This is a genomic window from Prevotella denticola (genome assembly GCF_900454835.1).
In the GTDB taxonomy this organism is placed as follows: Bacteria; Bacteroidota; Bacteroidia; order Bacteroidales; family Bacteroidaceae; genus Prevotella; species Prevotella denticola.
This window is the reverse complement of the sequence record NZ_UGTM01000001.1, coordinates 131,233-143,302: the sequence shown is the minus strand read 5'-3', so window position 1 is coordinate 143,302 and position 12,070 is coordinate 131,233. Positions and strand designations below refer to the sequence as shown.

General features: G+C 54.1%; 10 protein-coding genes. 1 reads left to right on the top strand and 9 read right to left on the bottom strand.

Annotated features, from left to right (window positions below):
* Positions 1–249: 249 nt before the first annotated feature.
* The 7 genes from DYH27_RS00630 to DYH27_RS13505 all read right to left on the bottom strand — a co-directional run bounded on the left by DYH27_RS00630 (position 250) and on the right by DYH27_RS13505 (position 8,571).
* Positions 250–1,002, bottom strand: a complete 753-nt coding sequence (locus DYH27_RS00630; RefSeq protein WP_029754994.1) for a hypothetical protein — start codon at positions 1,000–1,002, stop codon at positions 250–252.
* A gap of 120 nt (positions 1,003–1,122) precedes the next feature.
* Complete coding sequence (locus DYH27_RS00625) at positions 1,123–1,869, bottom strand: MIP/aquaporin family protein (protein WP_007367942.1); 747 nt, start codon at positions 1,867–1,869, stop codon at positions 1,123–1,125.
* A 151-nt stretch (positions 1,870–2,020) separates the two neighbouring features.
* Complete coding sequence (glpK, locus tag DYH27_RS00620) at positions 2,021–3,511, bottom strand: glycerol kinase GlpK (protein WP_029216542.1); 1,491 nt, start codon at positions 3,509–3,511, stop codon at positions 2,021–2,023.
* 88 nt (positions 3,512–3,599) lie between these two features.
* Entirely contained in the window at positions 3,600–4,853 is a 1,254-nt protein-coding gene (gene glpC / locus DYH27_RS00615; protein ID WP_029216543.1) for an anaerobic glycerol-3-phosphate dehydrogenase subunit GlpC, read from the bottom strand.
* 4 nt (positions 4,854–4,857) lie between these two features.
* Positions 4,858–6,108, bottom strand: coding sequence for a glycerol-3-phosphate dehydrogenase subunit GlpB (gene glpB, locus DYH27_RS00610; RefSeq protein WP_025067853.1), 1,251 nt, complete (start codon positions 6,106–6,108; stop codon positions 4,858–4,860).
* Positions 6,109–6,271: 163 nt separating this feature from the next.
* A complete protein-coding gene (gene glpA / locus DYH27_RS00605) occupies positions 6,272–7,879 on the bottom strand; it encodes an anaerobic glycerol-3-phosphate dehydrogenase subunit A (RefSeq protein WP_025067854.1) in 1,608 nt (535 codons plus the stop codon).
* Positions 7,880–8,121: 242 nt separating this feature from the next.
* Entirely contained in the window at positions 8,122–8,571 is a 450-nt protein-coding gene (locus DYH27_RS13505; RefSeq protein ID WP_244595132.1) for a hypothetical protein, read from the bottom strand.
* A 245-nt stretch (positions 8,572–8,816) separates the two neighbouring features.
* On the opposite strand from DYH27_RS13505, the gene DYH27_RS00595 reads away from it, so the two are divergent.
* On the top strand, positions 8,817–9,650 hold the full coding sequence (locus tag DYH27_RS00595; protein WP_373274473.1) for an SPFH domain-containing protein: 834 nt from the start codon (positions 8,817–8,819) through the stop codon (positions 9,648–9,650).
* A gap of 174 nt (positions 9,651–9,824) precedes the next feature.
* Here DYH27_RS00595 and DYH27_RS00590 read toward each other — a convergent pair whose 3' ends face one another.
* Together DYH27_RS00590 and DYH27_RS00585 are read right to left on the bottom strand one after the other, a co-directional pair.
* Positions 9,825–10,823, bottom strand: a complete 999-nt coding sequence (locus tag DYH27_RS00590; RefSeq protein ID WP_004354450.1) for a D-alanine--D-alanine ligase — start codon at positions 10,821–10,823, stop codon at positions 9,825–9,827.
* Between the two features lie 161 nt (positions 10,824–10,984).
* A complete protein-coding gene (locus DYH27_RS00585) occupies positions 10,985–12,070 on the bottom strand; it encodes an RluA family pseudouridine synthase (RefSeq protein ID WP_025067857.1) in 1,086 nt (361 codons plus the stop codon).

The following is a 12,070-nucleotide window of genomic DNA, read 5'->3' as shown; positions in this document are numbered from 1 at the left end:
TACCGCCCTCTCTCCCGAAAGAAAGAGAGACATAGACTTCAGAAAGAATCCAGACATACGGGAGAGTAAATTATAAGGACAAAAAGAACACCTGTTCTTTGTAGACAATCCTAAAAACAATCCCCGGCTGTCATCACGACAACCGGGGATTTTCTTGAATACTAAGTACTTTTATCTGGTCAAGATTACTAAAGGCCTGTAACGGTATAACCGCCCTTGCAGCCTGTTCCGGACAGACACAGGAGACGGTCAGATGTCAAGCAGTTTGATGGAAGCGCGGAAGTAACCTTTGTTCGCTTCCGGATTCCACATGGCCGTAGCCGTCACCGGCATAGGATGCTTGCCGACTTTCAGCTTATAGGTCACGTTGACCCGCACATCGTTGACACCGGCCGACTTGCCGTAGAACGTAGCATGGCTGCCGTCCTCCGGGCTCAAGGCGAAGGCTGCGCCGACAGAGGGAGTCACGACGAAATCCTCGTCTTCATAAACCTTGTAAGAAGCCTGCACGAAGGTGGAATAAAGGTTCTTGTCGTTCAGAGCACCGCGGTCGCGCCCGGCAAGAATGGTCGACCAGGAAAGGCTCAGGGGGAACTTCTCGCCGAAGTCGTAGCTGACGGCGGCATCGATGAAGTGTCCTGTCGTGCGGGCATTATAGTTGAAGATACGGTACGCCTTGTCGTTGGCATAGATACCGTCGGAGAAGTTGTAAATGTCCCAGACGGCGAGTTTGAATCCGCCATGGGTGTAGGAAGCATAATAGTCGAACTCCTTGTAGTCACCGTCCGTCTGCATTCCGCCCCACAGTCCGAAGCGGAAGTGGTCGTTGTTGTCGGAGATGGAGACGTCATTGTCGAAGGTCAGTCCCTTTGAGACCTCTAGTCCGCGCCACAGATGGGCTGTCTCCAGTTCTGATACAAAGTGCAGCTTCTGTGCGTTGGCTGTGAAAGAAACAAGGCTCAAGGCAGCCGCACAGGCCATTTTGAATAGATTTTTCGTCATAGTTTTCGGTATTGTGATGAGGGCGTGCAGGATGCAAGGTTTCCGTAGGGCATACATCCCGGCCTCCCGGTCCGTCCTCATCTGGTTATGTAATGCAAGCTAAGCAGTCATGTTCAATTTTTACAATGAGAGCAGCCATACACCGCACAGACCGGCAATGGCACCGCCGACCATAGGACCGACAACAGGCACCCATGAGTAAGCCCAGTCGTTGCCGCCCTTCATGCAGATGGCGTGTGCAATGCGCGGAGAGAGGTCACGGGCAGGGTTCATGGCGTAACCGGTCGTACCGCCGAGCGACATACCGAGTGCGATGATCAGCAGCGTCACAGGAACAGGACCGAGGGCTGCCAGTCCGAACTTGAAGTGTTCCGGATCGCAGCAGTTGCCCTTTGTGCTGAAACTGATGATGATGAAGACCAGTGCCAGCGTGGCGATTACCTCGCTGAGGAAGTTCATCCCGTAGTTCCGGATGGCCGGAGCCGTGCAGAACGTCCCGAGCTTCGCAGCGTCGTTGTCGGTGGCATCGTAGTGGTCTTTGTAGAAAACCCACACGAGGATACCGCCCAGTACGCCGCCGATCATCTGTGCGGCGATGTAGACAGGGACCGAACTCCAGGGGAACATACCCGCTACAGCCAGGCCGAGTGATACGGCAGGATTGAGGTGGGCACCAGTATAGGGTCCGGCAACGAGCACACCCATGCAGACTGCGAGACCCCATGCCAGAGTGATCACCACCCATCCGGCATTCTGTCCCTTACTCTTGTTCAGCGTTACACACGCACATACACCGTCTCCGAAAAGTACCAGGACAAGTGTTCCAATCAGTTCCATCAGGAACTGGGTCGTCATAGAATATTCCATAATGTTTGAATTTAGGTAATTGTTGTTTAGGATTGTTGAGGGGGAGATAGGCGGGGATGAGCGATGATAGACAATGATAGGCGATGATGGAATTTTATAATCGCATGGTACGCCGGTTATTGCCGACAACCGCCTGTCCCCGGCCGGCTGTCTACCTGTTTGTCAGTGTCCTGCCGATGGCATCTGCCCATCCGGCCTTGGCAGCAGTTATCTCTTCGCTGTCGGCAAGAGGCTCGAAGCTGCGCTCAACCTGCCACTGGTTCTTGATTTCGTCAATGTCTTTCCAGAAGCCGACCGCCAGACCGGCAAGGTAAGCGGCACCGAGGGCGGTGGTCTCGGTAATCTTCGGGCGGACTACTTTTATGCCGAGGAGGTTGGACTGGTACTGCATCAGGAGGTTGTTGCGGGAGGCTCCGCCGTCAACCTTCAGTTCTGTAAGCGGTGCTTCCATGTCCTTCGCCATGGCCTGGGCAATGTCGTAAGTCTGGAAAGCGATGCCGTCAAGGGCGGCACGGGCGATATGCGCACGGGTCGTACCGCGCGTGATGCCGACGATCGTACCGCGGGCATACTGGTCCCAGTAAGGGGCGGCGAGGCCGGTGAGGGCAGGTACGAAGTAGACTCCGCCGCTGTCGGGCACGGTGGAAGCCAGGTCTTCTATCTCCGACGACGAGGTGATGAAGCCCAGACCGTCGCGCAGCCACTGCACGACAGAGCCTCCGACATAGATAGAGCCCTCCAGAGCATAGTCGACACGGTCGCCGATTTTCCATGCAATGGTCGTCAGCAGGTTGTTCTTCGACATGACAGGCTTCCGACCTGTGTTCAACATCACAAAGCAGCCTGTCCCGTAGGTGTTCTTGATGGCACCCGGCTCGATGCACATCTGGCCGAAGAGAGCCGCCTGCTGGTCGCCGGCGATGCCCGAGATAGGCACTTCGTGGGCGAAGATGGTGGTCTTGGTGTGTCCGTAAATCTCCGAACTCGACTTCACTTCGGGCATCATGGACAGAGGGATGTCGAGCAGTTTCAGCAGGTCCTCGTCCCATTTCAGGTCGTGGATGTTGAAGAGCATGGTGCGGGAAGCATTCGTGACATCGGTCACGTGTACCTCTCCGCGTGTCAGACGCCATACCAGCCATGCGTCAACATTGCCGAAACGGAGCTTGCCCATCTCGGCGCGTTTGCGTGCTCCCGGTACGTTGTCGAGAATCCACTTGATCTTTGTCCCGCTGAAGTAAGCGTCGACAATCAGCCCGGTCTTCTCATGAATCTTGTCCGTCAGCCCCTGTGCCTTCAGCTTGTCGCAGTACTCGGCCGTACGGCGGTCCTGCCAGACAATGGCGTTGTAGATGGGTTCTTCGGTGTCGATGTCCCATACGATGGTCGTCTCACGCTGGTTGGTGATACCGATGCCGGCAATGTCAAGACCGTTGATGTCGATGGCGGAGATGGCTTCCGCTATCACAGAAGCCTGTGACGACCAGATTTCGTTGGGATTGTGTTCTACCCATCCCGGCTGTGGGAAATACTGTGTGAACTCTTTCTGTGCAACGGACTTAATCTGTCCGTTGTGGTCAAAGACAATAGCCCTTGAACTTGTTGTGCCCTGATCGAGGGCCAGGATAAACTTCTTCTCCATGTCAGTAATAATTTGTAGGTTGTTATTTTGCGGGGTGATGATAGGCAATGGTAGGCTGTGATAGACGATGGTGGGCGTTTATAAGCGTTTATAAACCATTCAACTTCATTGTTTCTTCCACATCCAGGGCTTCGGCAAGTATCGAGACGGGGTTCTTCACTTCATATCCCGTAGACATCTCTATCTGCCACTTGCAGGTTTCGCAGTCGGTCGTCACACAGTCGGGATTGACTTCCTTTATCTGTGTGAAGAGACCGGAGCCGATCTGCTGCGACCGTTCATAGTTCTCTTTCTTGAAGCCATACGTACCGGCAATGCCGCAGCACTGGGAGTCGAGCATCACAAGTTCCAGTCCCGGAATCATCTTCAGCAGTTCCGTACTGTAGACCACCCAGCCCATCTTCTCCATGTGGCACGCTGAATGATAGGCTGCACGCATCCTGAAGTCCTTGCGGAACGCCAGCTTTATCTCGCCCCGCTCTATGAGCCGGTAAAGGAAGCGGGTGGCCAGTGTGAGGTTCTCTCTTATGTCATCGCTCTTTATGCCCAGCAGATGCGCATATTCGTCACGCATGGTAAAGGTACAGGTGGAGCTGGTCGTGAGGACCACCCGGCCTTTCTCTGCCGACTTCCGGATGGAGTTGATGTTCACTTCTCCCTGCCGGCGAGCCTGCTTACTGAGTCCGTTGGCGATCAGCGCCACGCCACAGCACTTCTCCTTCTCCAGCAGATGGACACCATAGCCTGCTGCATTCATGATCTTCACGAGGTCCTTTCCCAGCTGCGGGAAGTTATAATTGACGTAACAGCCGTGGAAATAGCTTACATGTTTCCTGTATCCGTCCTGCTTTGGGGCAGCATTGCGCTTGAACCAGGTCTCGAACTTCCGGCTGCTGTAGGCCGGGAAGCTGCGATGCTTGTCAATCCCCATCACGCCGTGGAGCACCGCCTTGACAGGTTTCAGGCCCAGGGTAGTATTCACTATGGGTGCCACCCTGTTCGCCATCGTACCGACAAAGTCAGTGTTCGCCAGCATCCTGTCGCGCAAGATAGGACCATGTGTGCTGTATTTGATGCGTGAAGCCTGAATGATATCGGCTATGCGGACACCGGAGGGACAGGCCACTTCACACCGTTTGCAGTTCAGACACATCTTCAAGGCCTCGTCGAAGAACCTGCTGTCCTTCAGTCTGTAACGCTCCAGGTCGGGGCCGGAATGCTTCGGACCGGGGTATGCCGGCTCTACTGCCGACACCGGGCAGTACGCAGTACAGATTGAACACTTCAGACACTGTTCCAAGTTATTGCCGCTGATATTCTTCAGTTGTATTCCTTCTGGCATGACCTTATCTCCTTTCTGTAATTGTTCTGGCTACCTGAAGGGCAGTCAAGAGTGAAACACCTGTACCATCGAGGAGCCTGACAGGGTTGTGTCCGCTCAGTACGGAACCCACGGCGAAGAGATTGCCGACGGTCTGCCCGTCCTTTATGGCATGAAAATCCCGGTCTGTCCGCACACCGTATTCCATGTAAGGCTGTGCGTCAAAGGCATCTTCCTTCGTCCACTCAGCACGTTTCCCGGCAGCATCGACATCAAGACCGAACACCGGTTCGAACACACGCTGGTAGTTGCTTTCAAGTCCATGGCTCATGAAAGACCCTGAGGCAAGGATGAACTGGTCGGCATAGAGAGTCTCGTCCGGCAGATGATCTGTAGTGACTGAGACGAGACGGCCGTCCTTGAACACACCGCCATTGGCCTTGTCGCCGACCAGCAGCGTACCGCCCAGACGGGCGAAGAGCCGCTTCAGGAGGATAGCCGTACGGACTCCCGATACCGACGGAGGGAGTGTCGGGAGGTATGCTATGGGCTTTTCAACCATTGTCTTCAGTTCGTCGAGACTCTTGTCGTCACTGAAGCCCAGTACAGCCGGCAGCAACAGCACATCGGCCTCTCCGCTGACGGCATTGATACAGTCGGCAACCTTGCGTAGGTTTTCCCTGTCTGCCAGTACCTTCGCTATGTTTGTCGCACGCATTTCCGTAGGACTCTTCCTCGCATGGCGCAGCTCGTCTGTCGTAAAAGACTTCACCTGACAGACCACACCTTGTTTCTTGAGACCGGCTGAGATGAATTCAGTCGGGAAGTCCAGGAACCCTTGTACATTCAGGATTTCCACACGTTTCCAAGGCAGGGTATCCGCCTCTTCGCACACAGCATATCCCTCGGTCGTCAGCCATGCCGGAATCCGTCTGCCAAGCGGAGAGAAACGGTAATGGTTCTTTTTGCTGTCACCTTTCACCTTCACGCCCGCTTCATTCAAAAGCGTCTCGGCCTCATCCGCCAGCCGGGCAATCCTTTCAAAGCCAATCTTTGCATAGGGATGCTCTGCTCCCAACTGCCAGATTGCTTCCAAGGGACGGGTGACCGGCTTTCCCTCCACATCATAGCCCAGCAGGTCGAACGAGCCGGAATGGAAGTGCAGGCTGCTTTGTCCTGCCGACACAATGCAGACGCGACGGCCTGCCTGTGCCAGTGTGATACCAGCAGTGAGTCCGCTGAGTCCGCCACCTATTATTATAATGTCGTATTTCATCGTCGATTGTTTTGATTGTGTAGATTGCTTGCCTCGTTAGAATTTTCAGGGTCTGCCGGTAGTTATTGCTTTGCTAATACCACTGGCTTTTCTGGCTTTTCTAAATTTTCCACTGTCACTAATGCTGCTAAGAAAACTGTGGCTGCCAGCCCTGCCGACACCATCAGCCTTTTCCTGCTGCCAGTCCCAACAGCCCCTGATAAATCACCGCCGTAAGCTGCGCTTCATCCAATGTACTGCCCCAAGCCACAGGACGCATCCCTTTCCAACGCTCGTTGATAAAACTGCGGAGGTCGGCCAGTGCCTTGTCCGTCTCCATTCCCGTCCGGCACATGATGCCTGCCGCACGACAGGCACAGAGCTCGCCCTGACAGGTGCCCATACCCACCCGTGTGCGTCGGCGCAGGTTGAGCAGGTCGTGGACGTGCAGTTCCTCGATGGCATATTTCACTTCACCGACGCTCACTTCCTCACATTCGCAGACCAGCGAGCGGTCTTCCTCACTTGTCTCGCTTACTTCCTGCACGCGGTTTCCCTGTCTTCCTTCGGCAGCATTATGTGCTGTAGAATAGACGTGACGGGGCCTGTCGCCCGACTTTCCTTCTGTTCCGGGAAGCGGGAGGACGGCTGTCCGACACTTCGCATCGACACCCAGTTTCCTGCAGGCCAGGTCTGTGGCCTGCTCCGCCATGAGCCTGTAGGTCATCATCTTGCCGCCTGTAATCGTAATAAGACCAGCCAGACCGTCGCGTTTTTCATGATCCAGGCAGATGATGCCACGGCTGATACTTCGTCCTGAAGGGTCGTTGTCGGCAGCGACAAGCGGACGGACACCTGCATAGGCACGCAGGATGCGTGTCGTCGCAAGGCTTGGAGCGAGTTTCTCGCCCTCCTTTATCAACAGGTCCACTTCTTCCTGCGTTACCTTCAGGTCATCAATCGTTTCGTATGGAATGCGGTCGCTTGTCGTTCCGACGACGCACACCGTATCATCCGGTACGAGAATATCCGCATCGGCAGGCTTGCGACAGCGGTTGATGACCATGTTGTTGACACGATGACCGAACACAAGGAGCGTCCCTTTGGCTGGAAACATATTCAACTTTATGCCTGCCATACCGGCAATGCCGTGTCCCCAGATACCTGCGGCGTTGATGACCAGCCGGCAATGCGCCTCGCTGTCCTCACCCGTATGGTTGTTGCGGAGCTGCACTCCCTCAATGCGTCCGTTCCTGACAATCAGGCCTGTCACCTCGTGATAAGTGAGAATATCGGCCCCATGACGGCGTGCATCCAGGATGTTCGCCGTTGTGAGATGGAAAGGGTCAATGGAAGCATCAGGCACACGCACGGCCCCGACGAGGTCGGGATTGACCGACGGCTCTATGCGGCGTGCCTCTTCCGGAGAAATGACACTGGCTTTTATTCCTGCCCTTCCGCAGGCTTCGACGAATGTCGCCTGATAATGGATGTCGTCTTCAGGCAACGTGATGAACAAGCCGTCCGACTCTTCCACACAGTGATGGGCTATACGCCGGAGAATCATATTCTCCTTGATACATTCGGAAGCCGACTCCGGGTCGGTCACAGCATAGCGCGCACCGCTGTGCAGCAGACCGTGATTGCGTCCTGTCGCTCCATTGGTGAAATCGGACTTCTCTACAAGCAGCACACGCAGTCCACGCAAGGCGCAGTCGCGTGCAGTGCCGGCACCGGTAATGCCCCCACCGATAATAATCACATCATAGTCTTTGTTTAATACGCTGCTCATTGTATAGGTTGTTCTAAACAGTCAAAAAGTCATCTTCATAATGTTTCGAAACGAAATGTACAACAGACACGGAAGCTGTTATTCAAAACATATACGTTTCTTTACGGAGCAAAGATACATAAAATACATAAATAACGCCAAATAAATTAACATCTTTTATACCTTTTATTTCGTTTAGAAAACAGATAAGTTTCGTTTGGCAGGGCACTCAGGCACATCGCAGAGAAAATCTTGCCGATGTTTTACAGGAAACCGAGGCCGGCTTCCATGTTGTATTCATGGTTTTGTGCCTGATCATGCTCCAGGGCAGAGTGCCTTTCCTGTATTATTGCTGTCCGGTAAAACTTAAACCATATCATTTCCCATACGGAATCCCCTTTAAACAGACAGTCCCATATTGTTTGAGGAAAACAGCCCACCGACCAGATAAATCCTGTCAGCTGATCAGTTACAAACAGCTTCCGGCCCAGCGGCATATTGCCAGGGTGTTGAGGGCCCACACGACTGGTGTCTGCCGACAACACCACACGTGACAGGCAGCAACACGCAGGCAGGAAATGGACAGACAGGGGCATTCCTGTCAACAGAATGCATATCAAGAAGATGCCGATAACTGGCTGAGACGACGAATGTTTACCGGACGGCATCCATTCAAGAACGAACACATACCCGCCTAAAAAGCAAAAATCCATCAAAGGTCATTTTCCGGACCTACTATATCCCAGAATTTTTCATTATCTTTCCTCTAAAGAAAAAAACTTTCTTTATCCAACCGGCTTATAAATCACAGTTTTTATGTAAATTTGCACATGGAGACACCATCCATGCAGAATCATCACATTATTTATTTACGAATTATACTTACCTGTTTATGAATAGCCCCCCAAGACCCTCCAATCCGAAGAATGCCAATATCAATCCAATAAACCTACCCAACATGAAAGTTTCAGGAAAGGTATGGATTCCTGCTGGAATCATTACAGCCGTCCTTGTAGCGAGCCTTGCCTTCTTCTCGTTTGTCAACCCCTCATACGACGAAGAGGCAGCCTTGAAGATGAAGCCGATCTTCTTCGGCAACACACGTGTCGACGACGAACCGGTGAACTCCATCACACTGGTCGCACCGACGACTACCGCCGTCTACTTCAACATTCTTCCGCAGAAGATGCAGTTCCAGTTCGACGACCTGCTGTCGAACGACAACACGCCGCTCGATGTCAACATGTACATGATCATCCAGGTGAAGAAAGGACAGACACCCGACCTGCTGCGTAACTATGGCGAGAACTGGTTTGAGAACTTCATCGAGCCTTATTTCCGCAACAAAGTACGTGAATACGTGTCTTCCTGTTCGCCGTTCGACTTGATGAGCAACCGTGAGGTGCTGGCGAAATTCGACGACCGCATCAAGCAGTCCATGCGTAACTACGTTGCCGCACTGTCGCGGAAGGCCAACTTCCCTATCGACATACAGCAGGTCATCACCGACCGCGTCATGCCGAACAAAGAGCAGCTGGAGGAAATGAACAAGACGGCTGCAAGCATCCAAGCCAAACAGACACAAGAGAAACGGGCGGAGATGGAGCTTGCACGCGCCAAGGCCGAACGCAACAAAGCCGTGGCCGACAAGGCTTACATGACCGAGCTGAACCTCTCCCCCGCACAGTTCATTCAGCTGCGGGCATGGGATGTCATCGAGAAGAAGAACGGCGCCAACATCGACGTGCTCATCGGAGGCGGCGAGACACCGATGTGGAACATCCGCCGATGACATCCGCCGTATGCCTCTTCCGCATGGGAGGCGCATCCGCATCCGGAACTGGCATCCGTCGTCCGTCCTGTAAATTGAAAAGAGAGAGGGCATCAAAAAGTCCATAGTCCATTGACGGACAGACTTTCTGATGCCCTCTCTCTTTTCTTTCCTGCCTACGACAGAGCGGAAGGATTACCTGAACTGGTTTTCCACGATTTCGCTCAGCACCTCCTTGATGTCCAGCCCTGCCGCACGTACCTGCTGGGGAATGAAGCTGGTGGCGGTCATGCCCGGGGTGGTATTGATCTCAAGCATATTGATCACGTCGTTGCCGTCCTTGTCCTTCGAGATGATGTAGTCTATGCGGATGATGCCGTTGGCATGCAGGATGTCGTAGATACGGCTGGTCTCAGCGGCAACACGCCGGGCGGTTTCCGGCGACATACGCGCCGGGGTGATTTCCTGCACCTGTCCGTTGTACTTGGCGTTATAGTCGAAGAACTCGTTGCTGGTGACCACTTCCGTGGCAGGGAAGACAACAGCCTTCGCCTTTGTCTTGTAAACGCCCTGCGAGATTTCCATTCCGTCCATGAATCCCTCCACCATCACCTCATCGCTCTCCATGAAAGCTACCCGGAGAGCCGGGGCGAGCTGGTCGGCATTCTTCACCTTTGACACGCCGAAGCTGCTGCCGTCGGCAGCCGGCTTCACGAAGCAGGGCATACCGAGCCGCCGTTCGATTTCCGCCTCATCATAGGGTTCGCCACGCCGGAGCAGGATGCTGTCGGCGACTTTCACACCGAAACCGCGCAGGTAGTTGTTGAGTACATACTTGTCGAAGGTCATTGCCTCGACCAGTACACCGCTCGTCGAATAAGGAAGGTGGAGCAGGTCGAAATAACCCTGCATGACACCGTTCTCACCCGGCTGGCCATGGATGGTGATGTAGGCATAGTCGAACTCACACCGTCTGCCGCCCATGACGAACGAAAAGTCGTTTTTGTCGATAGGAGCCAGACTGCCGTCCGGCAGTTCGACGTGCCAGTCAATCCCCTTCACGTCTACTATATATATATTATATCGCTCCTTGTCGAAGAAGGAGTACAGTCCCTGTCCGGAACGCATGGAAACGTCGTGTTCTGATGAATCGCCACCGCAGACGATGGCGATTGTCCGCTTTGAATCTTTCATTGTTTCTTTTTATTTTTAAGATAAGGGGGACTGAAGACAGGTGTCTTCGTTCTTGCGATACTGGTGCTTTGTCAATGCCAGTGTCCCTGGACCGCCGATATTCCGGGCTTTGCCGGTATTACCGGTAAGGCTGGGGCAGCCCTGTTCCCCCCGTACTATTGTCAATCATCAACATTCCACTTTCCACCGACAAACCCTCTCCACTTCTCAATCAGTGCTGCAAGGTCGTCCGGCAGGCCGCTGGTGAAGTCCATCTGCCGGCCCGTGACAGGATGGACGAAGCCCAGAGTACGTGCATGCAGTGCCTGCCGGTTGCAGATGGCGAGACAGTTGCGGATGAATGCCTTGTAAGTGCTCGACCGCTGTCCCCGCAGGATTTCTGTCCCTCCATAGCGTTCGTCGCCGAACAGCGGATGTCCGATATGCTTCATGTGGGCACGGATCTGATGCGTCCGGCCTGTCTCGAGAACACACTCGATGAGCGTCGTGTAGCCGAACCGTTCGATGACACGGTAGTGTGTCACGGCAGGCTTGCCCGTTTCCGATCCAGGCGGAAAGACCGCCATACGCAGCCGGTCTCTCGGGTCGCGGGCAATGTTGCCTTCAATCCGTCCCTCTTCTTCGGTGAAGTTACCCCAAACAAGGGCATTGTAGCTGCGGTGCGTCGTCTTGTTGAAGAACTGTCTGCCCAGATCCGTCTTCGCATCAGGCGTCTTCGCAACGACAAGCAGTCCGCTCGTGTCCTTGTCAATTCTGTGTACCAGCCCCACTTCCGGATCGTTCGGATCGAAAGCCGGCATATCCTTCAGATGCCAGGCTACGGCATTGATCAGCGTACCGTGGAAATTGCCTGCACCGGGATGGACGACAAGCCCTGCCGGCTTGTTGATGACCATCAGCACGTCGTCTTCGTAGACAATATCCAGCGGTATGTCCTCGGCTTCTATGGTATTGTCGTGCTTCGGACGGTCGAGCATCAGCGTGATGACATCCTCCGGGCGCACCTTGTAGCTGCTCTTCACCGCCGTACCGTTTACATGGATAAATCCGGCATCGGCCGCCTTCTGGATGCGGTTGCGGCTGGAATGCTGCATCCGCTCGTAGAGAAACTTGTCTATGCGGACAGGCTCCTGGCCCTTGTCTACATTGACACGGAAGTGCTCGTAAAGCGTCCCGCCGCCCCCCTCCGCCAGGAGGAAGTCGTCGGCCATGCCGTCATCGAACAGCCTTTCATCTTCTTCGGTCAT

Coding starts and splice junctions, on each gene's coding strand:
- DYH27_RS00630 (WP_029754994.1), bottom strand. CDS start 1,002: ATGACGAAAAATCTATTCAAAATGGCCTGTGCGGCTGCCTTGAGCCTT.
- DYH27_RS00625 (WP_007367942.1), bottom strand. CDS start 1,869: ATGGAATATTCTATGACGACCCAGTTCCTGATGGAACTGATTGGAACA.
- glpK (WP_029216542.1), bottom strand. CDS start 3,511: ATGGAGAAGAAGTTTATCCTGGCCCTCGATCAGGGCACAACAAGTTCA.
- glpC (WP_029216543.1), bottom strand. CDS start 4,853: ATGCCAGAAGGAATACAACTGAAGAATATCAGCGGCAATAACTTGGAA.
- glpB (WP_025067853.1), bottom strand. CDS start 6,108: ATGAAATACGACATTATAATAATAGGTGGCGGACTCAGCGGACTCACT.
- glpA (WP_025067854.1), bottom strand. CDS start 7,879: ATGAGCAGCGTATTAAACAAAGACTATGATGTGATTATTATCGGTGGG.
- DYH27_RS13505 (WP_244595132.1), bottom strand. CDS start 8,571: ATGGATTTTTGCTTTTTAGGCGGGTATGTGTTCGTTCTTGAATGGATG.
- DYH27_RS00595 (WP_373274473.1), top strand. CDS start 8,817: ATGAAAGTTTCAGGAAAGGTATGGATTCCTGCTGGAATCATTACAGCC.
- DYH27_RS00590 (WP_004354450.1), bottom strand. CDS start 10,823: ATGAAAGATTCAAAGCGGACAATCGCCATCGTCTGCGGTGGCGATTCA.
- DYH27_RS00585 (WP_025067857.1), bottom strand. CDS start 12,070: ATGACCGAAGAAGATGAAAGGCTGTTCGATGACGGCATGGCCGACGAC.